Source organism: Mesorhizobium sp. M1322, assembly GCF_040318085.1.
Classification (GTDB): domain Bacteria; phylum Pseudomonadota; class Alphaproteobacteria; order Rhizobiales; family Rhizobiaceae; genus Mesorhizobium.
In genome coordinates, this window is record NZ_JAMYLP010000041.1 from 21361 (window position 1) to 46644 (window position 25284).

The 25284-nt window shown below is 61.2% G+C and carries 29 protein-coding genes, 1 tRNA gene and 1 pseudogene; 16 read left to right on the top strand and 15 right to left on the bottom strand.

What is annotated here, in order from left to right; translation table 11 throughout:
- Positions 1–3 precede the first annotated feature (3 nt).
- The 3 genes from NKH12_RS16770 to NKH12_RS16780 form a co-directional block, all read right to left on the bottom strand.
- Positions 4–1527 (bottom strand): tripartite tricarboxylate transporter permease, encoded by a 1524-nt coding sequence (locus NKH12_RS16770; protein ID WP_352954157.1) that lies wholly within the window; start codon positions 1525–1527, stop codon positions 4–6.
- A 4-nt stretch (positions 1528–1531) separates the two neighbouring features.
- Complete coding sequence (locus tag NKH12_RS16775; protein ID WP_352954158.1) at positions 1532–2068, bottom strand: tripartite tricarboxylate transporter TctB family protein; 537 nt, start codon at positions 2066–2068, stop codon at positions 1532–1534.
- A gap of 130 nt (positions 2069–2198) precedes the next feature.
- On the bottom strand, positions 2199–3179 hold the full coding sequence (locus NKH12_RS16780; protein WP_352954159.1) for a Bug family tripartite tricarboxylate transporter substrate binding protein: 981 nt from the start codon (positions 3177–3179) through the stop codon (positions 2199–2201).
- Positions 3180–3383: 204 nt separating this feature from the next.
- Between NKH12_RS16780 and NKH12_RS16785 the strand changes: the two genes are divergently transcribed.
- Positions 3384–4163, top strand: coding sequence for an IclR family transcriptional regulator (locus NKH12_RS16785; RefSeq protein ID WP_352954160.1), 780 nt, complete (start codon positions 3384–3386; stop codon positions 4161–4163).
- Positions 4164–4193: 30 nt separating this feature from the next.
- On the opposite strand, the gene NKH12_RS16790 is transcribed toward NKH12_RS16785, so the two are convergent.
- Positions 4194–4733: a GNAT family N-acetyltransferase gene (locus NKH12_RS16790; protein ID WP_352954161.1), complete on the bottom strand. Its 540-nt coding sequence runs from the start codon at positions 4731–4733 to the stop codon at positions 4194–4196.
- Between the two features lie 255 nt (positions 4734–4988).
- Between NKH12_RS16790 and NKH12_RS16795 the strand changes: the two genes are divergently transcribed.
- Positions 4989–5444, top strand: a complete 456-nt coding sequence (locus NKH12_RS16795; RefSeq protein WP_352954162.1) for a DUF2214 family protein — start codon at positions 4989–4991, stop codon at positions 5442–5444.
- On the opposite strand, the gene nth is transcribed toward NKH12_RS16795, so the two are convergent.
- On the bottom strand, positions 5438–6241 hold the full coding sequence (gene nth, locus NKH12_RS16800; protein WP_352954163.1) for an endonuclease III: 804 nt from the start codon (positions 6239–6241) through the stop codon (positions 5438–5440). The genes NKH12_RS16795 and nth overlap by 7 nt on opposite strands.
- A gap of 22 nt (positions 6242–6263) precedes the next feature.
- Here nth and NKH12_RS16805 point away from each other — a divergent pair, with 22 nt between their 5' ends.
- On the top strand, positions 6264–6758 hold the full coding sequence (locus NKH12_RS16805) for a DUF2244 domain-containing protein (RefSeq protein WP_091595586.1): 495 nt from the start codon (positions 6264–6266) through the stop codon (positions 6756–6758).
- Positions 6759–6760: 2 nt separating this feature from the next.
- Here the strand turns inward: NKH12_RS16805 and NKH12_RS16810 are convergent, their stop codons facing one another.
- A complete protein-coding gene (locus NKH12_RS16810; protein ID WP_352954164.1) occupies positions 6761–7246 on the bottom strand; it encodes a hypothetical protein in 486 nt (161 codons plus the stop codon).
- A 313-nt stretch (positions 7247–7559) separates the two neighbouring features.
- Here NKH12_RS16810 and NKH12_RS16815 point away from each other — a divergent pair, with 313 nt between their 5' ends.
- From NKH12_RS16815 to NKH12_RS16835, 5 genes and pseudogenes are all read left to right on the top strand, one after another.
- Positions 7560–8438, top strand: coding sequence for a methylated-DNA--[protein]-cysteine S-methyltransferase (locus NKH12_RS16815; protein WP_352954165.1), 879 nt, complete (start codon positions 7560–7562; stop codon positions 8436–8438).
- 213 nt (positions 8439–8651) lie between these two features.
- A complete protein-coding gene (locus NKH12_RS16820) occupies positions 8652–9563 on the top strand; it encodes a ribokinase (RefSeq protein WP_352954166.1) in 912 nt (303 codons plus the stop codon).
- Positions 9560–11017 carry an amidase gene (locus NKH12_RS16825; RefSeq protein ID WP_352954167.1) on the top strand — a complete coding sequence of 486 codons (1458 nt, stop codon included), beginning with the start codon at positions 9560–9562 and terminating at the stop codon, positions 11015–11017. Before NKH12_RS16820 ends, NKH12_RS16825 begins: the two co-directional genes overlap by 4 nt.
- Before the next feature lie 109 nt (positions 11018–11126).
- Positions 11127–11740, top strand: a pseudogene (locus NKH12_RS16830) (LysE family translocator).
- 311 nt (positions 11741–12051) lie between these two features.
- Positions 12052–12981, top strand: a complete 930-nt coding sequence (locus NKH12_RS16835) for an IS1595 family transposase (RefSeq protein WP_352954168.1) — start codon at positions 12052–12054, stop codon at positions 12979–12981.
- Between the two features lie 71 nt (positions 12982–13052).
- Here the strand turns inward: NKH12_RS16835 and NKH12_RS16840 are convergent.
- Together NKH12_RS16840 and NKH12_RS16845 are read right to left on the bottom strand one after the other, a co-directional pair.
- A tRNA-Pro gene (locus NKH12_RS16840) sits at positions 13053–13155 on the bottom strand.
- 120 nt (positions 13156–13275) lie between these two features.
- A complete protein-coding gene (locus NKH12_RS16845) occupies positions 13276–13830 on the bottom strand; it encodes a hypothetical protein (RefSeq protein WP_352954169.1) in 555 nt (184 codons plus the stop codon).
- A 90-nt stretch (positions 13831–13920) separates the two neighbouring features.
- On the opposite strand from NKH12_RS16845, the gene NKH12_RS16850 reads away from it, so the two are divergent.
- Together NKH12_RS16850 and NKH12_RS16855 are read left to right on the top strand one after the other, a co-directional pair.
- Positions 13921–14127 (top strand): hypothetical protein, encoded by a 207-nt coding sequence (locus NKH12_RS16850; protein WP_352954170.1) that lies wholly within the window; start codon positions 13921–13923, stop codon positions 14125–14127.
- 251 nt (positions 14128–14378) lie between these two features.
- The gene (locus tag NKH12_RS16855; RefSeq protein ID WP_352954171.1) at positions 14379–14759 is read left to right on the top strand and encodes a hypothetical protein; all 381 of its coding nucleotides are present in this window, start codon (positions 14379–14381) and stop codon (positions 14757–14759) included.
- A gap of 19 nt (positions 14760–14778) precedes the next feature.
- Here NKH12_RS16855 and NKH12_RS16860 read toward each other — a convergent pair whose 3' ends face one another.
- Positions 14779–15720, bottom strand: coding sequence for a nucleoside hydrolase (locus NKH12_RS16860; RefSeq protein WP_352954172.1), 942 nt, complete (start codon positions 15718–15720; stop codon positions 14779–14781).
- A gap of 143 nt (positions 15721–15863) precedes the next feature.
- Between NKH12_RS16860 and NKH12_RS16865 the strand changes: the two genes are divergently transcribed.
- Both NKH12_RS16865 and NKH12_RS16870 read left to right on the top strand, forming a co-directional pair.
- Positions 15864–16289, top strand: coding sequence for an Hsp20 family protein (locus NKH12_RS16865; protein WP_352954173.1), 426 nt, complete (start codon positions 15864–15866; stop codon positions 16287–16289).
- A 166-nt stretch (positions 16290–16455) separates the two neighbouring features.
- On the top strand, positions 16456–16713 hold the full coding sequence (locus NKH12_RS16870) for a BQ00720 family protein (RefSeq protein WP_095496852.1): 258 nt from the start codon (positions 16456–16458) through the stop codon (positions 16711–16713).
- A 74-nt stretch (positions 16714–16787) separates the two neighbouring features.
- Here the strand turns inward: NKH12_RS16870 and ptsN are convergent, their stop codons facing one another.
- The 6 genes from ptsN to lptC form a co-directional block, all read right to left on the bottom strand.
- Entirely contained in the window at positions 16788–17252 is a 465-nt protein-coding gene (gene ptsN / locus NKH12_RS16875; RefSeq protein WP_095488401.1) for a PTS IIA-like nitrogen regulatory protein PtsN, read from the bottom strand.
- 106 nt (positions 17253–17358) lie between these two features.
- Positions 17359–17943 carry a ribosome hibernation-promoting factor, HPF/YfiA family gene (gene hpf, locus NKH12_RS16880; RefSeq protein WP_258122201.1) on the bottom strand — a complete coding sequence of 195 codons (585 nt, stop codon included), beginning with the start codon at positions 17941–17943 and terminating at the stop codon, positions 17359–17361.
- A 268-nt stretch (positions 17944–18211) separates the two neighbouring features.
- A complete protein-coding gene (gene rpoN, locus NKH12_RS16885; RefSeq protein ID WP_352954174.1) occupies positions 18212–19738 on the bottom strand; it encodes an RNA polymerase factor sigma-54 in 1527 nt (508 codons plus the stop codon).
- A 188-nt stretch (positions 19739–19926) separates the two neighbouring features.
- Positions 19927–20745: an LPS export ABC transporter ATP-binding protein gene (gene lptB / locus NKH12_RS16890; protein ID WP_352954175.1), complete on the bottom strand. Its 819-nt coding sequence runs from the start codon at positions 20743–20745 to the stop codon at positions 19927–19929.
- Complete coding sequence (locus NKH12_RS16895; protein ID WP_352954176.1) at positions 20745–21368, bottom strand: LptA/OstA family protein; 624 nt, start codon at positions 21366–21368, stop codon at positions 20745–20747. Before NKH12_RS16895 ends, lptB begins: the two co-directional genes overlap by 1 nt.
- Entirely contained in the window at positions 21355–22068 is a 714-nt protein-coding gene (gene lptC, locus NKH12_RS16900) for an LPS export ABC transporter periplasmic protein LptC (RefSeq protein ID WP_352954177.1), read from the bottom strand. Before lptC ends, NKH12_RS16895 begins: the two co-directional genes overlap by 14 nt.
- A 321-nt stretch (positions 22069–22389) precedes the next feature.
- Here lptC and sppA point away from each other — a divergent pair, with 321 nt between their 5' ends.
- From sppA to lhpI, 4 genes are all read left to right on the top strand, one after another.
- Positions 22390–23343 (top strand): signal peptide peptidase SppA, encoded by a 954-nt coding sequence (gene sppA, locus NKH12_RS16905; protein ID WP_352954178.1) that lies wholly within the window; start codon positions 22390–22392, stop codon positions 23341–23343.
- 70 nt (positions 23344–23413) lie between these two features.
- Complete coding sequence (locus tag NKH12_RS16910; protein WP_006200394.1) at positions 23414–23698, top strand: integration host factor subunit beta; 285 nt, start codon at positions 23414–23416, stop codon at positions 23696–23698.
- Positions 23699–23780: 82 nt separating this feature from the next.
- Entirely contained in the window at positions 23781–24113 is a 333-nt protein-coding gene (locus NKH12_RS16915) for a DUF1049 domain-containing protein (RefSeq protein ID WP_352954179.1), read from the top strand.
- Positions 24114–24231: 118 nt separating this feature from the next.
- A complete protein-coding gene (gene lhpI / locus NKH12_RS16920) occupies positions 24232–25212 on the top strand; it encodes a bifunctional Delta(1)-pyrroline-2-carboxylate/Delta(1)-piperideine-2-carboxylate reductase (RefSeq protein ID WP_352954180.1) in 981 nt (326 codons plus the stop codon).
- Positions 25213–25284: the final 72 nt, after the last annotated feature.

Here is a 25284-nt window from a genome sequence, read left to right on the forward strand (position 1 = left end):
ATGTCAGGCATCGCCCGGCACATGTTCCGGTCCGCGCATGCGCCGGCGTTCGATGTAAGCGTAGATTTGCGGCCCAATCAGCCCGATGAACGCCAGCGTCAGCAGCGTCAGCGACAGCGGATGTTTGTAGAACACCGACCAGTCGCCGTTCGAGATGGTCATCGCGCGGCGGAACTGCGTTTCGGCGAGCGGCCAGAGGATCATGCCGATGATGACCGGCGCCGTCGGGAAATCGAAGCGCCGCATCAGGAATCCGGCGCCGCCGAGCAGATAGAGGATGACGAGGTCGGTCGGCGACTGCGAAATGCCGTAAGTGCCGACCGTAGCGAACACCAGGATGCCGGCATAGAGCTGCGGCGCCGGGATTTTCAGCAGCCGCACCCACAGACCGATCAGCGGCAGGTTGAGGATGACGAGGATGATATTGGCGATGAACAGGCTGGCGATCAGCCCCCAGACCAGGTTGGCCTGCGTCATGAACAGCATCGGCCCGGGGTTGATGCCATAACTCTGGAAGGCCGACAGCATGATCGCGGCCGTCGCCGAGGTCGGCAGGCCGAGTGTCAGCATCGGCACCAGCACGCCGGCGGCCGATGCGTTGTTGGCGGCTTCCGGTCCGGCAACGCCTTCGATGGCGCCGACCGTGCCGAACTCTTCCTTGTGTTTGGAGAGCTTCTTCTCGATCGCATAGGACAGGAAGGTCGGGATTTCGGCGCCGCCGGCTGGCAGGGCGCCGATCGGGAAGCCAAGCAGGGCGCCGCGCAGCCAAGCCTTCCACGAGCGTGCCCATTCGGCCGCCGTCATGTACAGCGAGCCCTTCAGCGGCACGATCTCGTCCTTGCCGGCATAGCGGCGCGAGGCCATGTAGAACGTCTCGCCGACCGCAAAGAGGCCGACGGCGACAACGATCACGTCGACGCCGTCGAGCAACTGGCTCATGCCAAAGGTGAAGCGCGGCTGCCCGGTCTGCAGGTCGACGCCGATCATGCCGATGACGAAGCCGATGAACAGGCTGGTCAGGCCACGCACCGACGACGAGCCGAGCACCGCCGAAACCGTGATGAAGGCCAGCACCATCAGCGAAAAGTATTCGGCCGGGCCGAAAGACAGCGCGAATTTGACCACGACCGGAGCCAGGAAAGCGACGCCCAGCGTGCCGAGTGTGCCGGCGACGAAGGAGCCGATCGCCGAGGTGGCAAGTGCCGCGCCGCCGCGCCCGGAACGGGCCATCCTGTTGCCTTCCAGCGCAGTGACGATGGTCGCACTTTCGCCCGGCGTGTTGAGCAGGATCGATGTCGTCGAACCGCCATACATGGCGCCGTAATAGATACCGGCAAACAGGATGAAGGATGCTTCCGGCGCCACCTGATAGGTGATCGGCAAAAGCAGCGCGATGGTCAGCGCTGGTCCGAGGCCGGGCAGCACGCCGATCGCTGTCCCCAGTGTCGTGCCGAGCAGACACCACATGAGATTGATCGGCGTAAAAGCGACCGAAAATCCGTGCGCGAGATGGCTGAGCGTTTCCATGGCTTCAGCCCCTCAACATACGGATAATCGAATCGAGACCCGTGTTCAGCTGGTTCTCGATGAAGCCGGCGCCGATGTTGACGCCGAGCGCCCTGGCGAAGCCGAAATAGGCGGCAAGCGCCAGGACCAGGCCGATGAGCACGTCACGCAGCGGATGTCTGCTGCCGAACCCGTGGCAGATGAGAACGAACATGATTACCGAGGCTGCGGTGAAGCCAAGCGGCTGGATCAGCACAAGGTTCGCGACCAGTCCGACGGCGACGATGCCCATCGCCTTCCAGTCGGTCGGCGTTTCCTTTTCCTCCTCCGGCTGCCAGCCACCCCCCAGGGCGGCGACGATCAGCAGCACGGAAAGGATCGTCATGCCGACCATGGTGATGTAGGGGAAGACGGTCGGGCCGACCTTGGAATAGAGCGGCGACACCGGAATCGATAGTGTCTGCCATGCAACTGCGCCGGCGCAAGCGAGAAGCCCGATGCCGATCAGCAATTCGGGCACGGCAAGGCGCGGCCGCGCCGCCTGCTGGTCGCTGGTGCTCATGATCGTCCTCCCTGGATAGGCCGGTCTCCCACAGCCGACCTTACCGCAGTTTCACTCGCGCTGGATCGCATGTCCATGCGGCTGGCGAACTTCGGAAAGGGGCAGTGCAGACCGCCCCTCTCCGAGGAAATCAGGCAAGGCCGAGGTCCTTGAGGATGGCTGCGATCCGGGTCGTGTCTTCGGCGAGGAATTTCGCATAGTCGTCGCCGGTGAGCAGGATCTGCGTCCAGTTGCGGTTTTTGCATTCGGTGGCCCAGGCATCGCTTTTGGCCATGGTCTCGACCAGCGTGATCATCGCCGCCTTGTCGGCATCGGAAACGCCTGGCGGTGCGAAGACGCCGCGCCAGTTGAACAGTTCGACATCGATGCCGGCTTCCTTCAGCGTCGGTGCGTCGATGCCTTCCTGGCGCTTGTCCGCGGAAATGGCGAGTAGGCGAAGCGCGCCTGCCTTGACCTGTTCGGAGAACTCGCCATAGCCGGAGATGCCGGCCGCGACCTGGTTGCCGAGAAGCGCCGACAGTGCCTCGCCGCCGCCGGCGAACGGCACGTAGGAGAGGTTGGCTGCCGGGACACCGGCCGTCTTCGCGATAAGGCCGAACAATATGTGGTCCGAGCCGCCGGCCGAACCGCCAGCGACCGGAACCTTGGTCGGGTCGGCCTTGAGGGCGGCGACGAAATCCGCTGCTGTCTTGAACGGCGAGGCCGCCGGCACCACAAGCGCCTCGAATTCGCCGGTGAGGCGGGCGATCGGCGTGACTTCGGTGAGATTATTGGCGGATTTGTTGGCGATGATGGCGCCAACCATGACCATACCGGCAACCATCAGCGAATTGCCCTTGCCGTTCCACTGGCTGATGAATTGCGGCAGGCCGACTGTGCCGCCGGCGCCGCCGACATTGGTGATCTGCGAACCGGAGATCAGCTTCTCACTGCGTAGCACTTGGTCCATCGTGCGCGCCGTCTGGTCCCAGCCGCCGCCGGGCGCTGCCGGCACGAATATCTGGATCTGCGGTGCATCCTGCGCAAAAGCGGGCGAGAGATGCAACGCTGCGAAACCCGCGGCGCCGACGGCAGCGGCGGTGCTCATTAAAAATCTGCGTCTGTTCAGCATGAGATTCCTCCAATCACGACACCTCCTCCGGTGCCTGCCAGCAACGTAGCCTGAATTCAGACCCGCTCGACAAAAATTCATGCAGTCTTTGCTTCGTTCTGTCAACAGGAACGGCATTCTACTGGACAGAACTATCTGCACGCGGCATAGTTGTTCCGATCGGCCCCTCTGTCCAACTGGGAACGGAACGACGTGGTCAAGCAGATGACCGTAACACAATCCAAGCCTGCGTCGACCAACGGCGTTGCCGCGCTTGACCGTGCGATCGCCATCCTCGATGCTTTCGCTACTGCCGACCGGTCGCTCAGCCTGGCCGAAATCGCGGCGCGGACCGGCCTCTACAAGAGCACGATCCTGAGGCTGGCGAACTCATTATTGCGCGGGCAGCTGCTGGAGCGTCTCGACGACGGCCGCTACCGTGTCGGCCCTGCCACCTTTCGGCTGGGTGCGCTATACCAGCGTTCGGTTGTGGCGATCGATATCCTGTTGCCGATCATGCGCGATCTGGCCGAGCGAAGCTGGGAAAGCGTCGCTTTCTATGTCCGCTCGGGCAACGTGCGCACCTGCCTCTACCGCGTCGAGTCCAAGCATCCCATCCGCTACACAATACGGGAAGGCGACGTGCTGCCCTTGCTGGCCGGCTCGGGCGGCCGCGTGCTTGCGGCGTTTTCCGGTCAGCAGGGCGAGCCTTACGAGACGATCCGCAAAACCTATCATTGTTTGTCGGTCGGCGACCGCGACCCCGAGACGGCGGGCGTCTCGGCACCGGTGTTCGGGCCGGGGCACACGTTGCTCGGTGCATTGACGCTGTCCGGCCCGAGCACGCGCGTCGACGCGGCCTTTCTCCAGCGCATGAAAAATCCGCTGATCGAGGCAGCCGCGCGCGCCACCCGCGCTTTTGGCGAAGACGCCTCGATGCTCGAAGAGGCGGCCCGCAAAGCCGGTGCCGATGCGAAAGGCATAGAAAGCCCCGGTTCGGCCTGACCAGAACAACAGGGGTGACAGGCAGCACCCTCAAGGCTGCCGTTCCAGCAGGATCGTCGCATCGTCGTGATAGGTGGTCCGCAGCACTTCCCTGTAGCCGCATTTTGCCGCGACATTCAGGGAAGCGGTGTTTTCCGGATCGATGATGCAGACGGTCCTTGCGCGCCCGAATGCCTCGTCGCCCCAGGCGAGAACCCGTCCGACGACTTCGCAGGCGAAGCCTTGGCCATGGGCGCTCGGGACCAGTGCCCAACCGGCTTCCGGAACGCCTTCGATCGACGGCACCATGTCGCGCTTCAGATCGTGAAAGCCGGCCTCGCCGATGAAGCGGCCGGATGCCTTGTTCTCAATCGCCCAAAAGCCGTAGCCCAGCAGCGACCACAGGCCGGCATGACGCAGGAAGCGCATCCAGCTTTCCTCCCGAGTGCGCGGATTGCCGCCGATGAAGCGAGTGACGGCCGGATCGGCCCACATGGCGACATAGGTGTCGAAATCATCGAGCCGGTGTGGTCGCAGCACGGTGCGCGCCGTTTCAATGACGGGAGCGACGAGCGCCTGTGGATCGATCATGTGTCATGCCTCGGTTGCGTTTGCCTGTGCTTAGCGCATGTCGCCCAGGAAGCCTGCCCTTGGGCTTGACCGAGGATGCTCGGCGGTTTTGGGAAAAACGATATACGACAGAAATCCAAATCGCCTGCACCAGACAAGAGCCAAAGCCTGTGCAGATCGTCTTCCAGCCCAATGTGAATCCTGCCCAGCGGTGCTACTTTTCACCAGCAGCTGGTCCAGCGCGTCCGCTGTGCCGTCCGACGGAGGGAAAAGGGCATGGATACCACCGATCTTCTGCTTGCCATCTTTCATCATCTGCTGGTGTTCTCGCTGGCCGGGATCATCGGCGCCGAATTTGTCCTGATCCGCGGCGACCTGCTCGCCGCAACGCTCCGGCGGCTTGTCGGCATCGATCGCCATTACGGCATCATCGCCATGCTGATCATCATCGTCGGCATCGGCCGCGTCATCTACGGCCTGAAGGGTTGGGAGTTCTACGTCTACAATTGGGTGTTCTGGGCAAAAATGGCGGCCTTCGTCACCGTCGGCCTGCTGTCGATTATCCCGACGGTCCGCTTTGTGTCCTGGAACAGGCAGGCCTCGGCCAGCCCCGGCTTTCAAGTGCCGGCGGCGCAACTTGCATCCGTTCGAACTTATGTCCGCGCCGAAGCCTTGATCTTCCTGCTGATCCCGGTCTTCGCCGCGGCGATGGCGCGCGGCTACGGCTACTGAAGTTCGCCTACGGGTTCGAGTGGCGCGATCTCGACCAGCGGCGCCGGAACATCATTCGTCTTCTCCTCGGCCTTGCAGATGTCGGCGATGACACAGACCGGACAATCCGGTTTGCGCGCCTTGCAGACGTAGCGGCCATGCAGGATCAGCCAATGATGCGCGTGGCGCATATATTCGTCAGGGATGATCCTCAACAGCCCCTGCTCGACCTGTTCCGGCGTCTTGCCGGGCGCCAGCCCCAGCCGGTTGCCGATGCGGAAGATATGCGTGTCGACCGCCATCGTGTGCTGGCCGAAGGCCATGTTGAGCACGACATTGGCGGTCTTGCGCCCGACGCCCGGCAGCTTGATCAGCCGGTCGCGGTCGTCAGGCACCTCGCCGCCATGGTCGCGGATCAGCGCTTCCGACAGCGCAATGACGTTCTTGGCCTTGTTGCGCCAGAGCCCGACGGTGCGGATGTAGTCGCCGACCTTGGCCTCGCCGAGCGCCAGCATCTTTTGCGGGGTATCGGCGACCTTGAACAGCGCCCGCGTTGCCTTGTTGACGCCGACATCGGTCGCCTGTGCCGAAAGCACCACCGCCACCAGCAGCGTGAAGGCGTTGACATGTTCGAGTTCGCCCTTCGGCTCGGGCCGCTGAACGGAAAAGCGCCGGAAAATCTCGTGCACCTCGGCCGGGCTGTAGAGCGAATGGGACCGCACCGGCCGGGCACGCGGTTTGGTGTTCGAGCCCTCGCGTCGGCCGGGGGGCAGGTCATTTTTGGGTGTAGAGGAATTTTTGGGCTTGGGGCTCGTCATCCCCTTCCTATAATATCCCGGCATGAGCGACACAAACGCCTCATTTCAGGCCGACGAGCCATTCTTCCAGGCGTTGCTGATACCGCATCGGTCGCTGGGCAAAACCGGCTTTGCCATCCTGATGGGCGCTCTGCTGTTCGGCTCGTTGGTGACCGGAGCGTTTTTCCTGTCGCGCGGCGCCTGGCCGGTATTCGGCTTCCTCGGTCTCGACGTCATCGCCGTCTACATCGCCTTTCGCGCCAATTATCGTGCCGCCCGCGCCCGCGAGGAAGTGTCGGTCTCGCGCACCAGCCTCGACATCCGCAAGACCGCACCGTCAGGCAAATCGGAAGCGCATCGCTTCAATCCGTTCTGGGCGCGTTTTTCGGTCGCCCGCCACGCCGAGATCGGCATCACCAGGATGGCGGTAGAAGCACAGGGCCAGAATGTGCCGATCGGCGGCTTTCTCAATCCCGACGACCGCGAGAGCTTTGCGTCAGCCTTTTCGCGTGCCCTGGCGACCGCCAAGGCGCGCTAGGTTTAGATGACTGGCCGCTTCCAGCCGCCAGCGTAGATAGGCCAAAAAATCAGACCAGCCACCGCGCCCAAGGTCGCGGTAGACAGCACGTCCGATGCCAGCTCCCAATACCCACATAAAGTGCGCGTGCCATTCGCTATGATTTGGCAGCCTGTTATCCAAAAGTTGGTCGTCTCATTTTTGGGCAAGAATTCCGGAAAAATATTGAACCACGCTCCTATTGCGGCAGCGAACCCTATCGTTACCCACGGCGAGAAAATTCTAAGCCATCTCAGAAGAATGTAGAGTGGAACCCCAAACAGTATTGCAAAAGACCATGCAAAAATTGTTGCGATCTTCAATACCGCCCAAAATTGGCCCGCTAATACAAGACTTTCACTCAACCCATTCTGAAAAACGACGATGCACAATTCTCGAAGAATCTCGACTGCCACCGCTATTGGAGGGGCCAGAAAAAAGGCCGCTGCTGCCCGTGCATCTTGCTTCATTTCTATAGGATCCGTCTTCCCTACAAACTCGCATTAAGTTTCCTATCGAGCAACAAGGCGCTAAGCGCAGAGGGGAAGTTATTTCAAAATCGAGATCGCAATAATGTATCGATCTTGCGCAGCGGCGGAATTTAGCTCCAAAGCCGGATGACAAGAGCGCGTCATTTTTCCTCGGTGAGATGCACCTCTCGCCAGCCATGCATGCCTCTCCATCTCGAAGCCAGCGCTATCTGAGTGCACATGACGAGAAGGCAAGTTTCGGGTGGTGATCGGAGCCGCGAAGGGCGATATTCACGCCCAAGGAGATAGTCCCATGAACGCACAGACAGCTATTCTGAAGAAAGACATCACGCCTGAAGGCGGTGACTACGAAGTTGTTCGGCGCGCGATCGAGAAGATCAGCCTTGACTACCGTGACCAGCCGTCGCTCGAAATACTGGCCGAGGAGGTCGGCGAGACGCCCACCGGCCTGCAGAAGCTCTTCACCCGTTGGGCCGGCCTGTCGCCCAAGGCCTTCCTCCAGGCCGTCACGCTCGACCACGCGCGCAAACTGCTCGATTCCGGCATGCCGCTGCTCGAGACTTCTTTCGAGGTCGGCATGTCAGGCCCCGGCCGGCTGCACGATCTTTTCGTCACCCATGAGGCGATGTCGCCGGGCGACTACAAGACGCGCGGCGCCGGGCTGACGATCCGCTATGGTTATCATATTTCGCCCTTCGGCATCGCCCTGATCATGGTCACCGACCGCGGCCTTGCCGGCCTCGCCTTCAGCGATGCCGGCGGCGAGCGCGGGGCCTTCGCCGACATGTCCAGCCGCTGGCCGAACGCAAGCTATGTCGAGGACATGGCCGCGACGGCGCCCTATGCTGCACGCATCTTCGATCCGGCGCTGTGGCGCGCCGACCAGCCGCTGCGCGTCGTGATGATCGGCACCGACTTCCAGGTCCGCGTCTGGGAAGCCCTGCTGCGCATCCCGATGGGCAAAGCCTGCACCTATTCCTCGATAGCCGCCCGCATCGGCGCACCGAGCGCCAGCCGGGCGGTGGGTGCCGCGGTCGGCGCCAATCCGATGTCCTTCGTGGTGCCGTGTCACCGGGCTCTCGGCAAGTCCGGCGCGCTGACCGGCTACCACTGGGGCCTGACGCGCAAGCGCGCCATCCTTGGCTGGGAAGCGGGACAGGTCGGATCTTGATGACACGTCCATAGATTCGGGCCGGCAGCGCGGGTTGATCTCGCGCGGTCTGGCAAGCAGCGGTCTTACGGAGTAGCTTCCCGTGCAATTAGAGCGACGTGCGTCCATTCGGACGCACAAAGTACGCTCTAACACTTTAATTCTACGCCTCGTGCTTTCCGAAAACCGATTCCGATTTTCGGAAAGCACGATGCGTCGGCAGGGAGGCGCCACTTGATCATCGTTATCGGCTCGATCAACCTCGATCTTATCGCCAATGTCGACCGCTTGCCCGCACCAGGCGAGACGGTTCGGGGCTCCGGCTTTACCACCGCACCCGGCGGCAAGGGCGCCAACCAGGCGCTGGCCGCCGCGCGCGCCGGCGCCAAGGTGCACATGGTCGGCGCGGTCGGCAAGGACAACTTCGCCACTGAAGCGCTGGCGCTGTTGCGGGACGGCAAGATCGACCTATCCGGTGTCGGTGAAACCTTCGCCTCGACCGGCACGGCATTGATCATGGTCGCCGACGACGGCGAGAGCGTCATTGCCGTAGTACCGGGCGCCAATGATTCGGTCGTGACCGGCGACCTTTCCAAGGCTTTCATGAAGAAGGGCGATGTCGTCCTTCTGCAGCAGGAGATCCCGCTGCAGACTGTCGATGCAGCACTGGACGCGGCACTTGCGGCAGGCGCGGTTAGCGTGCTCAACACGGCACCGTTCCGGGGCGAGGCGGCCGCCTTCCTCGGCAAGGCCGACTATGTCGTCGCCAACGAAACCGAATTCGACCTCTATGGCGAGGCGCTGTCGCTGAGCGGCCGCGATCGCCCGGCGCGGATGCGCGATTACGCCGGGAAGACCTGCCGCACAATTGTCGTCACGCTCGGCGGTGACGGCGTTCTGGCTGCCACGCCAGCCGATCTTCTGATGCTTCCGGCTCTGAAGATCACTCCGGTCGATACGGTCGGCGCCGGCGACACGTTTTGCGGCTATTTCGCCGCCGGGCTGTCATCCGGCCTGCCGCTCGATCAGGCGCTCGCCCGTGCTGCTGCCGCTGGTTCGCTCGCTTGCCTGAAGCCCGGCGCCCAACCGGCGATCCCGCTGGCGAAGGACGTCGACGCGGCGCTCCAAAATCCGCCGGCTAGATGAGAGCCATGCGTCCGGCCACAAAACACGCCGTGCCGCCCGCCGGCGATATCTGCCGCCTGTCCGCCGTGGATCTTGCCGACGGGATCAGGCGTCGTCAGCTGTCCGTGCGCGAGGTGGTGACGGCATTCCTCGACCGGGTCGACGCCGTGAACCCGCTGGTCAACGCCATCGTCTCGCTGCGCGACCGTGCCGACATCTTGCGCGAGGCCGACAAGGCAGACGCGCATCTGGCGCATGCAGAACATGCCGGGTCCCTGTTCGGCCTGCCGATCGCCATCAAGGATCTCGCGCAGACCAAGGGCCTCAGGACCAGCTTCGGCTCGCCGATCTTCGCCGATTTCCTGCCGCAGGAAGACGATTTCTTCGTCGAGCGCATCCGCAAGGCCGGCGCCATCATCATCGGCAAAACCAACGTTCCCGAATTCGGCCTTGGCTCCAACACCTACAACACCGTGTTCGGCTCGACGCTCAATGCTTTCGACCCGGCCTTGACCGCCGGCGGTTCGAGCGGCGGCGCGGCGGTCGCGCTGGCGCTCGACATGCTGCCTGTCGCCGACGGCAGCGACTTTGGTGGCTCGCTGCGCAACCCGGCCGCTTACAACAACGTCTATGGCTTCCGTCCATCGCAGGGACTTGTTCCGGCCGGCCCCGAGCTTGACGTCTTTCACGCGCAGATGGGTGTCGAAGGGCCGATGGGTCGCAGCGTGCGCGACATGGCGCTGCTGCTCGACGAGCAGGCTGGTTACGACCCTCGCGCGCCGCTCTCACATCACAAGCAGGACTGCTTCCTACGGGGACTGCAAACGCCGACGGCCGGCGGCCGCATCGCTTGGTTCGGCGATCTTGGCGGTTATCTGCCGGTCGAACCCGACATCCCTAGTCTTTGCGAGGCCGCTCTCAGCCGATTCGCCGAAATATCCTTTCAGACCGAAGCGCTGGTGCCGGATTTCGACTTCGAAGCGCTGTGGCAGGCCTTTGTAACGCTGCGCCAGGCGAGCAGCGGTTGTGCGCTCAAGGCGCATTACGACGATCCTTTGAAACGCAGTCTTCTGAAGCCGGAGGCCGTGTGGGAGGTGGAACATGCGCTGCAACTCACGGCGCCGCAGATCCACGCTGCCACGGTGAGGCGCTCGTCCTGGCATCGAATGCTGCTGTCGCTCTTCGACCGCTTCGACCTCATCGCACTGCCGACCGCGCAGGTCTTCCCCTTCGAGGTCTCCACCCACTGGCCGACCCAAGTGGCCGGACGTGCCATGGACAGCTATCACCGCTGGATGCAGGTTTCAGCGTTCGCCACGCTGGGCGGCTGCCCTGCGGTCAACGTACCCGCGGGCTTCGATGCCAGAGGCAGGCCAATGGGCATGCAACTGATCGGGCGGCCGCGCGGCGACATGGCCGTGTTGAGAGCAGCGGCAGCCTACCAGACGACGCTACCGTGGCAGGCCGGCGTCTAAATCCAGGTCAAGGTTGCCAACGACATATGCTGCCGGCTTGCACCGGCGTTGCTGTCATGCATTGATCACGGTCGGCCGCGTCGCAAGCCGCATATTGTCGAGGAAAACCATGTCGCTGGAACTCTACGCTACCTATGTCGTTGCCTGTATCGTCATTGTCCTGGTGCCTGGACCGACGGTCACGCTGATCATCGCCAACAGCATCCGCCATGGTTCCCGCGCCGGCCTCGCCAATGTCGCCGGCACGCAGGCCGGGCTGGCCATCATGATTGCCATTGTCGGCATCGGATTGACTTCGCTGATCGCGGGCATGGGCCATTGGTTCGAATGGGTCAGGCTGATCGGCGCTGCCTATCTGATCTGGATGGGTGTGCAGATGTTCCGCTCCAAGGGCAAGTTGAACGCCGACGGATCGGCGAAGACACCGCGCGGCGGCTTCTTCCTGCAAGGCCTGCTGGTGGCGATCAGCAATCCTAAGACGCTGGTTTCTTCGGCGCGTTTTTTCCGCAGTTCATCGCCTCTGAAGGCAACTACGCGTTGCAGATCGTTGTCATGGGTCTCACCGCCCTGGTCTTCGCCGCGGTGTCGGATTCGACCTTCGCGCTGGCCGCCGGCCGTGCCGGACGCCTGCTCTCGGCCGGCCGCGTCAAGCTGCTGTCGCGGATCAGCGGCAGTTTCCTGATCGGCGGCGGCCTCTGGCTGGCGTTGTCAAAGGCGAAGTAACGGCGGCGAGCCCGGCGTCACCAACAGTAACATCGCCGGAACAAAAAGGGCTAATTGAAAGTCAGCCTTCGTGGCACCACATGAATCTGCGCTGAGGGATTCATGTCTATGCCGTGGACTTATGCGGATTTGAAAAGGAACGCGTTTGGCGTGATCCTGCTCATCACTTTGTTCGTGGTGATGGTTCGTCGGCTCTGAACAAATGGGCGAACGACGCGAGCCCGATCCGGTCGGTTGATGCGATCGATGCAATGATCAAAAGCGGCGATTATAACCTTGAATGGACCAACTGAACGTGCTATATAATCGGCATGATCAAATCCATAGTCGATATCGCACCGCTCCTCGCCAACGAAATGAAGGCCGGTGATTTCATCCGCGACATCCGTTGGCCGAATGGCGTGCAATGCGCACATTGCAATCACGGTGTCGTGTATGAATTGAAGGGTCCGAACTCGGAACGCCGTCAATGGAAGTGCGCCGACTGCCGCAAGAAATTCAGCGTCACGACAAAGAGCATTTTCGAAGGGTCGCATGTTTCCCTAGGGAAATGGGCATATGCATTTTTCATTATGTGTTCCGCCAAGAAGGGTGTGAGCGCAAATCAGTTGAAGCGCGAACTTGGCATTTCGTACAAAGCGGCATGGTTCGTTTGTCACCGGGTGCGCTATGCGATGATGCAGGAACCTTTCGCTTCGATGCTCGGCAAGGACCGCGGCGTTGTCGAGTTGGACGAAACATTCGTCGGCGGCAAGGTTGCCAATAACAAGCACAAGGACAGGACCGAACGCGCTGGAAAGAAAGAGATCGTCATGACGATGATCGAGCGCGACGGAAACGTTAAGACCGCCCATGTGCCGGATACGAAAAAGAAAACGCTTCAGGCGCTGGCAAAGCCAGTGGTCGACAAAAGCGCGACGATCATGACGGACAGCAATCTTTCCTACGAAGGGCTGAACGGTCACTTCTATTCGCACCACAGCGTCGACCATTCGAAGGAATACGTTCGGAGCTGGTTTATTCATACGAACTTTGCCGAGAGCTATCATTCGCTCCTGAAGCGCGGGATCTTCGGCTCCTTCCATCAAGTCAGCGCGAAGCACCTTGCGCGCTATCTCAGCGAGTTCGACTATCGCTGGAACACCCGGCATATGAGCGACGGACAGCGCACCGAAGGCGCTCTTGGCGCCGTAACTGGCCGCCGGTTGATGTACCGGAAGGGCGCTAACTCCTTGATCTAAAGCGAAGTTTAACTATATATATAGGGTCCCGTCAAAGAAATTGACTGTAGAATCAAACAGTTGTAAAAGAATGGTGGCCGAAACGGGCCTCGAACCCGCAAGAGCGCATGGTCTTCTCAGGGACCGCTCACCGAGTTCCAAACCCGGCGTGTTTACCAATTTCACCACTCGGCCAGCATAGGGTGAAGGGTTTACCCAACGGACAAAGCGGGTGTTCAGACCCTCTTTGTCCGTCCCGACCCTCGGGTAACCAGAATCGCAAGTCGGCAACGTCGCGGCGATCCTGGTCAACTACTAGGCGGCGGCATCGTCGCTACCTCCATCACTAGAGCCACTATCGGCGGCGGACGCGCCAGCGTCCGTCAGCCCGCCGAATTCAAGTGAGCCGGTTCCGATCGCTTCTTTAGAAGACGCGGACGGTAGCGGGCGATCTTTGAACCACCAGTGCGGAACACCGTTGATACGAATGGAACGGAAATGCCCCGATTTCGAAAGAGATGATGACAGATTGATCAGCGGGTCGTTGCCGGAAACCGTGACGCCAAACTCCTTGATCATTTCCAAAATGTCAGCGGTTGTCGTCGGACCGTAGTCAGAGAGAATACGACCTGCGGCTTCCGGCTGTGAGGGGACTTTGCTGAAAAGTTCCTCGCCGATTCGCTTCATCACGCGGCCAATCTCGGAATGCGGCTCAGATGCGATTTCCGAACGAATTGGCGGGGAAACTTCGTCAATAGCCTTGTTTAACGCCATGAAGGCCCGATAATCTTCATTATGCAAAAGGCGACCCTCGATTTCGGCGCGCAGCGCCCTCATTGCCGAGATGGCAGATGATGCAGTTGTTGACATTGTGTGCCTCCGGTCCCGAGTCGTTTGTTCCTAGCCATATATAGGCCAAGTTTACGAAAAATGCAATTGGCCCTTGGGAGTGAACGTAAAATGGCAAAGAACGAGAATGCAACATCAACCCCCAATGCAGCAGCGCGGGTGAAGTTGTCACCGTTATCCACAGAGGATGCACTGCGCGGGGCATTCGCAATTCCGGACCCGGAGGCCGCTGTCGTCGGTGCCCAGAACGATTGGGGAACCCCAAAGCGCAACACCGCACCAAAGACAAAGAAAAAGCCCCACGCCCAAAAAGGCTGAGGCCATTTTCCTTGTAAGCGATTGCAGCGCCTACGAATTACGAGCTATTGGCCATCAAAGGCTATAATCGCCTCAAAAGCGAACAGGGCAAGGGTCAGAATATCATGTATTTACTGTTCCTTGAGAATGGTTCGTCGGTCCTCATTTACGACGATCACCCACGCTTGATCGGCTCAAACGTTAGACTTGATCGCGTTACGCGTGACAACGGCTCCATCTCTTACCGGTTCGCAAATTGAACGGCGGCGTGAATGGGCCAAACAAGGCTTTCCGTTAGGAATCGTTTGCTTTTACTTCAAGAAGAGTACCGCGACACCATTGTCGGCGTCTCGTTGTTTTGCGCCATCATTTTGGTGATAGCCATACCGATTGTGACGCGGCATATCAGCCCGATTGTTGGCTTGCAAAAAGTTATGGGCGTCGTCGAAAACGTCACGACGACGCCTCTTAGTCCCAAAGCCATTGTCGGCCGGGGAATCCGTTACGTGTACCAAGTCCGTCTGCGCGACAGCGGGATACTGGTGTTCGTGCAAGGCGAAGTGGTCTCACCACATATGATCGGATCGGAAGTTTCGATCGAACAGCAGCATCACCTAAACGGTACCGACACATACCGATTGCTCAACGAATGAGCGCCGCCCGTGAGCGGCTCTAAAGCCGCCCCAGCCTTTCCAGCAGCAGTGCGAAAAACGCATCATGGTCGATGTCGCGCATCACCATGGCGTTGTTCGGTCGCTTGGTCACGCCCCACCAGTCGATCACGGTCATGCCCATGGTGAGCTCCGAGGCGATTTCCACGGTGACGTTGCAGTTGCGGCCCCTAAACAGCTCTGGCTTCAACAGATAGGCGATGACGCAAGGGTCGTGCAGCGGTCCGCCGTCGGTGCCGTATTTCTCTTCGTCGAAGCGCTCGAAGAATTCCAACATCTCCGTCGTAGCCGTGCCGACCCTGGTGCCGAGCTCGCGGAAAGCCTGGGTTCGCTTAGCCGTGGTCAGCGCCTTGTGGGTGACGTCCAGCGGCATCATGACAATCGGAATGCCGGATTTGAACACGACATCGGCGGCATGCGGGTCGACATAGATGTTGAATTCGGCGGTCGGGGTGACGTTGCCGCCTTCGAAGAAGCCGCCGCCCATCAGCACGATTTCCTTGATGCGCGGCGCGATCTTCGGCTCGCGGATCAGCGCCAGCGCTATGTTGGTGAGCGGGCCGAGCGCGCAGAGCGTGATCGTGCCGCTCGCTTCCTTCATCAGTGTCTCGACGATGAAATCCACCGCATACTGGTCCTGCAGCTTCATTGTCGGTTCGGGCAATTGCGGTCCGTTGAGACCGGTCTCGCCATGCACCTCCTCGGCGGTGACCAGTTCGCGCGCCAGCGGTCGGATGGCGCCGGCATAGACCTTAATGTCAGGCCTGCCGGCCAGTTCGCAGATCTTGCGCGCGTTCTTTTCGGTGAGCCTCAGCGGCACGTTGCCGGCGACGGCGGTCATGCCGACGATCTCCAGCTCGGCGCTGCCGAGCGCCAGCAATATGGCGACGGCGTCATCCTGGCCGGGATCCGTGTCGATGATGATCTTGCGGGATTGGGGCATTTCAATTCCTTGTTTGGGGAGTCTTTTTGGGCGGGGCTTTTGACGGCTTGAACTTGACCGCGGGGCGGACCATATCAAGACCATCGGGAAAAATGCCATCTGGGTTTTTCCGCTTTATGTCGCTCTTGAGAGGACAGTGTAACATGAGCCGAATGACGCCTTTTTCTAGCCCGCTTCTCCTGGGTTTCGATGCCATGGAAAAGACCTTGGAGCGTTTGGCGAAGTCGGGTGACAGCTATCCTCCCTATAACATCGAGCGCCTCAGCGGTGCCGACGGCAAGGCCGAAAGGCTGCGTATCACGCTCGCTGTCGCCGGTTTCGCCGAAAACGATCTCGATGTGACCACGGAGGAGAACCAGTTGGTCGTGCGCGGCCGTCAGAACGACGACACCGAGCGCGAATTTCTTCATCGCGGCATTGCTGCGCGCCAGTTCCAGCGCTGTTTCGTGCTGGCCGACGGCATGCGGGTGATCGCGGCGGAGCTGAAGAACGGCCTTTTGTCAATCGATCTCGATCGGCCCGAGTCCGAGCGGCTGGTACGGAAAATAAACATATCGGTGAAAGAATGATCTTTACCACTGCATCGGCCGGAAAATCGGGATCGATTTTCCAAAAGCACGATGCAGCAAATTGAAGTGTTAGAGCGTCCTTTGTGTGTCCAATTGGACACACGGCGCTCTAATGGCTCTCATGCGAGGCGGCCTTGAACGGCGTCCTCGCGGCAAGGAGGCTTAAATGACCAGAACTGACGAAAATCTTATCATGACCAGCGGCGAATTCGCCCATCTCGGCGAAGGCTCGGTCGCCTACCTCAGGAAGGTGTCGAGCGACGATCTGCGCGGCCGTTTCCCGGGCCTCGGCGAAATCGCGCCCGGCCTGGAGCTGTGGGCCCTGTTTGCCGCCAACGGCCAGCCGATCCTGCTTTCGGACGCTCGCGACCGGGCGCTGGCTGGCGCCTTGGAAAACGACCTGATCCCCGTCGCCATCCACTAACAATACGGCACAGCGATCTGGTTGGAAACGGACAGGGCCGCTCGCGGCGGCCCTTCAACGGATCCAATCAAAACTCAAGCCGCGTGTGAGGCCTGCGTGTCCGACAAAAGCGCGTGGATCGCTGCGGCGTCGCGGGTGCCCCTGATCTTGGCCACCGTGTCGGCGTCGCGCAGCACCCGCGCGATGCGCGACAGCGCCTTGAGGTGGTCGGCGCCGGCGCCTTCGGGCGCCAAAAGCAGGAACACCAGATCGACCGGCTGGTCGTCCAGCGCCTCGAAATCGACCGGCGTCTCCAGCCGGGCGAAAACCCCGGCGATCCGCTTCACCCCGGCCAGCTTGCCATGCGGAATGGCGATGCCGTTGCCGACACCGGTCGAGCCCAGCCGCTCACGCTGCAGGATGGTGTCGAACACCTCCCGTTCCGGAATGCCGGAAATCGCCGCTGCCCTTTCGGACAGCATTTGCAGCAGTTGCTTCTTGGAGTTCGCCTTCAACGCCGGCAAGATCGCCGGAACGTTGATAAGATCGCTCAGATCCATACTTGAAAATCCCTTGTTCGCCTGCCGTCGCCAGCCTCACTCTCGCGTGCGGCTGGTGCCTTATCCCAGTGCGGCCTTGGCCGTCATCCCTATGCGACCTTGGTCGTCATCCCTGCGCGACCTTGGTCGTAGACGGGTCGATCCAGCCGATATTTCCGTCCGGCCGGCGATAGACGATATTGAGATGCTCGTTTCCGGCATTGCGGAAGACGAGAACCGGGCTGTCCTTGGTGTCGAGCTCGATCACGGCTGACGCCACCGACATGGTCCGCAGCGTCATGGTTGATTCGGCGACGATGGCTGGCGCGAAATTCTCCGGTATTTCCTCGTCGTCGTCGGCAAGCGGCGCCATCACCGTATAGGCGATGTCGGTGAGTTCGCCATTGGCATTGCCTGAATTATGCGACTTCAGCCGACGCTTGTAGCGCCGAAGGCGGGTTTCGAGGCGATCCGCCGCGGCCTCGAAAGCGAGCGTCGGGTCCTGGGCTTCACCGGTCGCCTGCAGCGAAGCGCCGGAATCCAGCCGGATCATGCAATCGGCCGTGTAGCGCGATCCCGATTTGACGACTACAATTTGCCCTGAAAAGCCCCGATCGAAATATTTCCCGATCACTTCTCCGACACGGTCGTTGATGCGCGTACGGAACGCATCGCCGATATCCATGTGTTTTCCTGATATGCGCAGTGTCATCTGAAAACTGACCTTCCTTGCTCAGGCTTCAAACTGTCCCGAGTTTATACCCGTGGTCTGTGCGCACAAGCTTTGCGGCGTCACTTGCGCCGATTTTAAATCCGAACTTTCCGGTTGATCACAAGCCGCCTTTTTTGACCGTCCCGTGGCCAACGTCGTGACGGACCATCCGCATGCGGGCAGTAGCCCGTCCCATGCGGGCGGGCTTCTAGCCACTTCATTGCGGCTTGTCAATGAAGCGCGAAAGCTGTGGAAATTCCGTCGGAGATCAACGTCCGGCGCTGGCCAAAGCGCGTTTTTCACGCCGCCGCTGCACCGACGAGGGAATATTCATGCCCTCCCGATACTTGGCGACCGTGCGCCTGGCGATATCGACGCCACTTTCCCGCAACATATCTACAATCGCGTCGTCGGAAAGCACGTCGGCAGGCTTCTCCTCGTCGATCAACTGCTTGATGCGGTCGCGCACCGCTTCAGATGAATGCGCGTCGCCGCCACCCGACGAAGCGATCGAAGCGGTGAAGAAATAGCGCAGTTCGAACACACCACGCGGCGTCAGCATGTACTTGTTGGCGGTGACCCGGCTGACGGTCGATTCGTGCATGCCGATGGCGTCGGCCACCGTGCGCAGGTTGAGCGGCTTCAGGTGACGCACGCCATGGACGAGGAAGGCGTCCTGCTGGCGCACGATTTCTGAGGCAACCTTAAGGATGGTCTTCGCGCGCTGGTCGAGGCTGCGCGTCAGCCAATTGGCGTTTTGCAGACATTCCGCCAGGAAATCCTTTTCCGTCTGGTTTTTCGCATGCGGTGATACCTGGGCGAAATAGATATGGTCGACCAGCACGCGCGGCAGCGTTTCGGAGTTGAGTTCGATCACCCAGCTTCCGTCATTAGCCGCCCGCACTTCGACATCAGCGATGATCGCGTCGCTGGCACCGGCCGAAAACGCCATCCCCGGGCGCGGATCGAGCGCACGTATCTCGGCCAGCATGTCGAGCAGATCCTCCTCGTCGACCCCACAAATCCGTTTCAGGGTCTGGAAATCGCGCCGCGCCAGGAGTTCGAGATTGGCGATCAAAGCCTTCATCGCCGGATCGAGCCGGTCGCGGACGGCAAGCTGCAGCGACAGGCATTCGGCGAGATCACGGGCAAAGATGCCGGCGGGCTCGAATGTTTGGCAGACCGCGAGTGCATTCGTCACCGCCGCTCTGTCGGTGCCGAGACGAGCGGCGATCTCAGCCATGTCGGCGCGCATGTAGCCGGCCTCATCGAGGCCATCGGCCAGTTCGCTGGCGATCAGGCGTGCTGCCGGGTCGGCGAAGGCAAGCGCGACCTGTTCGCCGACGTGCTCGCGTAACGTGATGGCGGCGGCCGCCATGTCGCCGACGTCGAAGCCGTCCGACGAGGACGCGGAATTGTTGCCGGAGGCCGATTTCCATTGGGCCGTCAGGTCGGGACCGAGCCGCTCGCTGGTGCCGGGGTCGTCGGGAAACAGGTTCTCCAGCGAAGTATCGAGCTTTTCCGAGATCGCCTCGGCGCTCCACGCCGTTTCCTTCTCGAACCAGTCGCCGTCGGTCGCCGTTTCCGGCGCGGCATCGATCTTCTGCGCCTGGTCGCTGACGGCATCGTCCTGCGGCTCGGCGCGCTCGAGCAGAGGATTGCGCTCGATCTCGTCGTCGATGAAGCGTTCTAGCTCGACGTGAGTGAACTGCAGCAGCCGAATCGACTGCATGAGTTGCGGCGTCATCACCAGCGACTGGGATTGTCGTAGCTGTAGTTTTGCCGCCAACGCCATGGTTCGGTTTCAAACGCCTTGTCTACGCATCCGGACTGCCGGAAGGAGTTGGGCATAGAAACTGGCCCGGCTTTTGCTTGTCAAGGCGACGGCGATCAAAACTCGCCTGTCGGTGCGTATTTGGACGAGAAATCGGAGAAAAAGGCTCGTCTCGCGCTAAAAATCGCGCTTGGAGAGGATTTTCCCGTTTAGAGTGTAAATCCCTCACCGAGATAAAGCCGCCGCACATCCGGATTTGCGACCACTTCGTCGGCCCGGCCATGGGTCAGCACCTGGCCGGCATGGATGATGTAGGCGCGGTCGATCAGGCCGAGCGTCTCGCGGACATTGTGATCGGTGATGAGCACGCCGATGCCCCGCGCCGTCAGATGGCGCACAAGTTGCTGGATATCGGCGACGGCGATCGGATCGATGCCGGCGAAAGGTTCGTCGAGCAGCATGTATGCGGGGCGGGTCGCCAGTGCGCGCGCGATTTCAAGGCGCCGCCGCTCGCCGCCGGAAAGCGACAGCGACGGCGCTTTGCGCAGATGGCTGATGTGAAACTCATCGAGCAGTTCGTCGAGACTGTGTTCGCGCTTTTTGCGGTTCTTTTCGACGACTTCGAGCACGGCACGGATGTTTTGCTCGACGCTCAAGCCGCGAAAGATCGACGCTTCCTGCGGAAGGTAGCCGATGCCAAGGCGGGCGCGGCGGTACATCGGCATCGAGGTGACATCGAAACCGTCGATTTCGATTGTGCCTTCGTCGACCGGCACAAGGCCGGTGACCATGTAGAAGCAGGTCGTCTTGCCGGCGCCGTTGGGACCGAGCAGTCCGACCGCCTCACCGGCGCGCACGCCGATCGTCACGCCGCTGACGACTTTTCGGCCCTTGTAGCTCTTGGTCAGGCCCTTGGCGATCAAGGTTCCCTTGAACTTTACCTGGTCGACGTTGACCGTGGCCGGTGCCGCAAGTTTGCTGGCGGCGCGTCCTGAAACACGCGCCATCAGCGATGCTACGTCGACCATCAGGGGTTCGCCGCTCCCGACTTCGCCGGCGGCGTGATCGACATCATCACGCGGCCCCCGCAGGCGTCGACCTGAGCCAGGCCGCTCTTCATCTGCACGGTGAGCTTACAGCCGACCAGTACATTGTCACCTTGCGAAAGCACGACCTTGCTGCCTGAAAGCACCAGCACTTCCGTCTTCATGTCGAAGGTGCCGCTGTCGCCGGTGGCGACCTGGTCGTCCGATTTGATATAGACCTTGTTGGCGACCTCCAGGCGGTCGATGTTGGCCGAGCCGGTCATCGCGGCACCTGCGGCCTGCGCATCCTTGGCGTCAGCGTCGGGGTCCTTGACGTAATAGACCGTCATCTTGCCGGCCTTAAGCAACGTCGGACCCTGGACGACGCTTACATTGCCTGTGAACACTGCGACGCTATCCGCTTGGCGGACCTCGAGCTTATCGCTTTCGATCTGGATGGGCTTGTCGCCGGACAGTTTGAGGCCCGACAGTTGGCTGGTGGCCTTGGACTGCGCCAGAGCCGGTGCCGTTGCCAAGCCCAGCTCCAAAGCCAGCCCCAAAGCCAAGCCAAGCGCCGGCAACGCCGAAGCTGCGGCCACGAGCCGTGTCGAACTACTGAACCGCATTGGATTCTCCGCTCATTGCCTCTGCCGCCTTCAAGCTGGAGGGATCGATGTTGACACGCACTCTGTTCTCGAAAACCACGATCTTGCCGTTGTCCTGGATCGACATCGAATCTGCGGTGATCCGCGACCCGCCGCGGCTGACGTCGACCGGGTCGTTCGTCTTCATAGTGCCTTTGCCCATATCGAGAAAGACCGATTTGAACTTTGCCGCCAAGCCATCGGTGGTGGTTATGGTGACATCGCTGGTCAGGCTCATCGTGTTGCCGTCACGATTATAGGTGCCGTGCGAGGCATTGATGGCCGCCACATTGTCGGTCGATATCGGCAGCTTGGCGTCGATGCCCTCCAAATTGATGATGCCTTGCTTGGTCACGTCCTGTATGGCGCGCAAAGCCGTCATAGAATAGGGCAGTTTCTGCTTGGTGAACCCGTTGAGCTTGGGGTTGGCCATCACCAGCTTGCCATTGGCGAAGGCGCTGCCGTCGGCCTGGACCTGGATTGAGCCAGGCGCCGCGAGATAGGAATAGACCGGGAAAGCGACCGCGATTGCGGCAGCGGCCAGCGGCACCGCCAGCTTCAAGATCCGCACGCGGCGCGAATGGCGCTGGGCAATGCCGAAGGCGTCGACCCGCGCCGGGCCTATGTCCGGGGGAGCCAACTCCGTCTCGGTGTTGGTCGGTTCGATCGGTCGCGCTAACATAACTGCTTTCTTTTAAATCCCTGCCGCCAAGCACCCCTATAGGTGGGATGCCGGCGCCCTCAAGCAAGCACAAGCGGAGGAAAACCGCAAAAGTGTGACGGTTGCTGTTGCACAAACGAAAATGAAACCGGCACGACTTGCATCTCATACCAGATACAAGCGCACAGCGTTAGGGGCCTGTGGATTGGTCTTGATGTCTCTTGAAAACGCCGGCGCGCGAACGTCGAAACCCTGTCTTTGGCGCAAGCTCGTCAGGAATCGGTAGCCGGGCGCGGATGGTTGCTTTAAAAGCATCTGCTTCCACCGACTATGAGGCTGACCATGGCACTGAGAGCCGACGACCTGATCGACCGCCGCCGCTTGCGCCGCAAGCTGACATTCTGGCGCGTAGCAGCGCTTGTTGTCGCAGCAGTCGGGCTGATTGCCTTTTCGAGCTGGATTTACGGTGACGACTTCACTGGCACGGCGGTCGACCATATCGCCAAGGTCAAGATCGAGGGCACCATTACCGAAGACGAAGACCTGATCAAACAACTGGATACCATCCGTCAATCCTCGAGGGTGAAAGCTGTGATCCTGTCGATCGATTCACCCGGCGGCACCACCGTCGGGGGCGAATCGATCTACGAGGCAGTGCGCAAGCTGGCCGCCGAGAAGCCGGTGGTGGCCGAGGTCGGCACGCTGGCCGCATCGGCGGGCTACATGATCGCCACCGCGGCCGATCATATCGTCGCGCGCAAATCGTCGATCGTCGGCTCGATAGGCGTGCTGATCCAGTATCCGGACGTCAGCGGTCTTATGGACAAGCTCGGCATCAAGCTCGAGGAAGTGAAATCCTCGCCGTTGAAAGCCTCGCCATCGCCTTTCAAGCCGACCAATGACGACGAGCGCACCATGGTCCGCAAGCTCATCCTGGACAGCTACGACTGGTTCGTCGGCGTCGTCGCCGAACGACGCAACATGACCAAGCCGGAGGCGCTGGCCCTGGCCGACGGGTCGATCTTCACCGGCCGGCAGGCGGTTGCCAACAAATTGGTCGACGCGGTCGGCGGCGAGACCGAAGCGATCGACTGGCTCGCGACAAAGGGCGTCGACGCCAAGCTCAAGGTGGTGGAGTGGAAGGACGCAGAAAGCGGCGGCTTCCTGTTCTCGAAAGCGATGGCGCGAACCATTGGCAGTGCGCTCGGCCTGCCCGACTATGGCGGCGAGATCATTCACGAACTTGGTGCCGACCGCTTGTTTCTTGACGGTCTCGTTTCCGTCTGGCACCCTTGAGACGAGTGAAAAAAGCAAATAAAATCATCCTCATAATTTTGACCGCAGTGTTTTCACGGGGAGCCTTCTCATGATTAAATCCGAACTTGTGCAGATCATCGCCACACGCAACCCGCACCTTTTTCTGCGCGACGTCGAAAACATCGTCGGCGCGATTTTCGACGAGATCACCGACGCGCTTGCCGAAGGCAACCGGGTCGAACTGCGCGGTTTCGGTGCTTTCTCGGTGAAAAACCGCCCCGCCCGCACCGGCCGCAACCCGCGCACCGGCGAATCCGTCGAGGTCGAGGAGAAATGGGTGCCGTTCTTCAAGACCGGCAAGGAATTGCGTGAAAGGCTGAACGGCGGCAAATAGGCGCCGCGCGAGCTCGTGCAGCATGCCGGCCTTTTCAGTAGCGCCTGGCCCGCGGTAGAGCCCGCCTTCGACAGGAAATTCCATGTTCAATCGTTTCATGCTCGTCGTGGTCTTCGTGCCGCTGGCCGTCATCCTGATTGCGCTGGCGGTCGCCAATCGCGATCCGGTTGCCTTCACCATCGACCCGTTCAACCCCGGCAATCCGGCGCTGACGGTGACGCTGCCGCTTTTCATCTTCCTGTTCCTGGCTCTCGCCATCGGCAAGGTCGTCGGCAGCCTGGCGCCCTGGATCAAGCAGGGCCGCTACCGCAGGCTGGCGCGCCAGCGCGGCGTCGAGGCCGAGAACCTGCGCCAGGCGGTCAGCCGTGCGCCGGCTGCGCCACAAGGCCCGGCCTTGCCGAAGCCGACCAGCTGAGCCAACACAGCGCCGCACGTCCTTGGGACGCGCATTTGGTTGCGCATGATCTTTTCCGAAAATCGGTTCCGATTTCCGCGGTTATGCGTTAGGCGTATTTCTCTCCACGGAGTTTCCCATGCTGACCATTTCGGCGGCCGAGGTCGATCATGCGCTGACCTTTCCCGGCCTGGTCGAGACGCTGCGCGCGGCTTTTCGCGATGGCGCGATACAACCGGTCCGGCATCACCATACGGTCGAACGCCCCGACGGCGCGGCCTCGACGCTGCTCCTGATGCCGGCCTGGACCGACTTCAATGCGACCGGCACGTCGGCAGGCGGCCATATCGGCGTCAAGATCGTCACAGTGTCGCCCGACAACAACGCCGTAGGCAAACCCGCTGTGATGGGGCTTTACCTCCTGCTCGACGGCGCGACCGGCGAGCCTGAAGCCATGATCGATGGCCAGCGGTTGACGCAGTGGCGCACGGCCTGCGCCTCGGCGCTGGCCGCCTCCTATCTAGCCCGCGAGGACGCTTCGCGGCTGTTGGTGGTCGGCGCCGGCGCGCTGTCGCCGTTCCTCGCCAGGGCGCATTCAGCGGTGCGGCCGATCACCGCCATCCGCATCTGGAACCGCACGCCGGCCAATGCCGAAAAGGTTGCGGCGGAATTGCGCGCCGGGGGCTTTGCGGCCACCGCCGCGAGCGATCTCGACGCCGAACTCGGCCAGGCCGACATCGTTTCGTCGGCGACGATCACGACCACGCCGCTGATCAAGGGCGCGCTGTTGAAGCCGGGAACCCAGGTCGAGCGGGGCGGCGCTTTCACGCCGGCCATGCGCGAAAGCGACGACGATGCGATTGCGCGTGCCCGCGTCTATGTCGATACCTGGGCAGGCGCCACCAAGGAGGCGGGCGATATCGTCCAGCCGCTGGCCTCGGGCGTGCTGAAGCCGCAAGCCATCGTCGCCGACCTGCATGAATTGGCACGCGGCCAGAAGAAGGGCCGGCAGAGCCCCGGTGAGATCACGCTGTTCAAATCGGTCGGCGCAGCCCTCGAAGACCTCGCAGCCGGCACTGCGGTGTACAAGGCGCTCAGGAGTAGGGGAGTAGGGGAGTAGGGGAGTAGGGGAGTAGGGGAGTAGGGGAGTAGGGGAGTAGGGGAGTAGGGGAGTAGGGGAGTAGGGGAGTAG

What these genes read in the sequence shown, in the direction of transcription:
- NKH12_RS16770 (WP_352954157.1), bottom strand. Translation starts at nt 1,527, where the DNA reads ATGGAAACGCTCAGCCATCTCGCGCACGGATTTTCGGTCGCTTTTACG.
- NKH12_RS16775 (WP_352954158.1), bottom strand. Translation starts at nt 2,068, where the DNA reads ATGAGCACCAGCGACCAGCAGGCGGCGCGGCCGCGCCTTGCCGTGCCC.
- NKH12_RS16780 (WP_352954159.1), bottom strand. Translation starts at nt 3,179, where the DNA reads ATGCTGAACAGACGCAGATTTTTAATGAGCACCGCCGCTGCCGTCGGC.
- NKH12_RS16785 (WP_352954160.1), top strand. Translation starts at nt 3,384, where the DNA reads ATGACCGTAACACAATCCAAGCCTGCGTCGACCAACGGCGTTGCCGCG.
- NKH12_RS16790 (WP_352954161.1), bottom strand. Translation starts at nt 4,733, where the DNA reads ATGATCGATCCACAGGCGCTCGTCGCTCCCGTCATTGAAACGGCGCGC.
- NKH12_RS16795 (WP_352954162.1), top strand. Translation starts at nt 4,989, where the DNA reads ATGGATACCACCGATCTTCTGCTTGCCATCTTTCATCATCTGCTGGTG.
- nth (WP_352954163.1), bottom strand. Translation starts at nt 6,241, where the DNA reads ATGACGAGCCCCAAGCCCAAAAATTCCTCTACACCCAAAAATGACCTG.
- NKH12_RS16805 (WP_091595586.1), top strand. Translation starts at nt 6,264, where the DNA reads ATGAGCGACACAAACGCCTCATTTCAGGCCGACGAGCCATTCTTCCAG.
- NKH12_RS16810 (WP_352954164.1), bottom strand. Translation starts at nt 7,246, where the DNA reads ATGAAGCAAGATGCACGGGCAGCAGCGGCCTTTTTTCTGGCCCCTCCA.
- NKH12_RS16815 (WP_352954165.1), top strand. Translation starts at nt 7,560, where the DNA reads ATGAACGCACAGACAGCTATTCTGAAGAAAGACATCACGCCTGAAGGC.
- NKH12_RS16825 (WP_352954167.1), top strand. Translation starts at nt 9,560, where the DNA reads ATGAGAGCCATGCGTCCGGCCACAAAACACGCCGTGCCGCCCGCCGGC.
- NKH12_RS16835 (WP_352954168.1), top strand. Translation starts at nt 12,052, where the DNA reads ATGATCAAATCCATAGTCGATATCGCACCGCTCCTCGCCAACGAAATG.
- NKH12_RS16845 (WP_352954169.1), bottom strand. Translation starts at nt 13,830, where the DNA reads ATGTCAACAACTGCATCATCTGCCATCTCGGCAATGAGGGCGCTGCGC.
- NKH12_RS16850 (WP_352954170.1), top strand. Translation starts at nt 13,921, where the DNA reads ATGGCAAAGAACGAGAATGCAACATCAACCCCCAATGCAGCAGCGCGG.
- NKH12_RS16855 (WP_352954171.1), top strand. Translation starts at nt 14,379, where the DNA reads ATGGGCCAAACAAGGCTTTCCGTTAGGAATCGTTTGCTTTTACTTCAA.
- NKH12_RS16860 (WP_352954172.1), bottom strand. Translation starts at nt 15,720, where the DNA reads ATGCCCCAATCCCGCAAGATCATCATCGACACGGATCCCGGCCAGGAT.
- NKH12_RS16865 (WP_352954173.1), top strand. Translation starts at nt 15,864, where the DNA reads ATGAGCCGAATGACGCCTTTTTCTAGCCCGCTTCTCCTGGGTTTCGAT.
- NKH12_RS16870 (WP_095496852.1), top strand. Translation starts at nt 16,456, where the DNA reads ATGACCAGAACTGACGAAAATCTTATCATGACCAGCGGCGAATTCGCC.
- ptsN (WP_095488401.1), bottom strand. Translation starts at nt 17,252, where the DNA reads ATGGATCTGAGCGATCTTATCAACGTTCCGGCGATCTTGCCGGCGTTG.
- hpf (WP_258122201.1), bottom strand. Translation starts at nt 17,943, where the DNA reads ATGACACTGCGCATATCAGGAAAACACATGGATATCGGCGATGCGTTC.
- rpoN (WP_352954174.1), bottom strand. Translation starts at nt 19,738, where the DNA reads ATGGCGTTGGCGGCAAAACTACAGCTACGACAATCCCAGTCGCTGGTG.
- lptB (WP_352954175.1), bottom strand. Translation starts at nt 20,745, where the DNA reads ATGGTCGACGTAGCATCGCTGATGGCGCGTGTTTCAGGACGCGCCGCC.
- NKH12_RS16895 (WP_352954176.1), bottom strand. Translation starts at nt 21,368, where the DNA reads ATGCGGTTCAGTAGTTCGACACGGCTCGTGGCCGCAGCTTCGGCGTTG.
- lptC (WP_352954177.1), bottom strand. Translation starts at nt 22,068, where the DNA reads ATGTTAGCGCGACCGATCGAACCGACCAACACCGAGACGGAGTTGGCT.
- sppA (WP_352954178.1), top strand. Translation starts at nt 22,390, where the DNA reads ATGGCACTGAGAGCCGACGACCTGATCGACCGCCGCCGCTTGCGCCGC.
- NKH12_RS16910 (WP_006200394.1), top strand. Translation starts at nt 23,414, where the DNA reads ATGATTAAATCCGAACTTGTGCAGATCATCGCCACACGCAACCCGCAC.
- NKH12_RS16915 (WP_352954179.1), top strand. Translation starts at nt 23,781, where the DNA reads ATGTTCAATCGTTTCATGCTCGTCGTGGTCTTCGTGCCGCTGGCCGTC.
- lhpI (WP_352954180.1), top strand. Translation starts at nt 24,232, where the DNA reads ATGCTGACCATTTCGGCGGCCGAGGTCGATCATGCGCTGACCTTTCCC.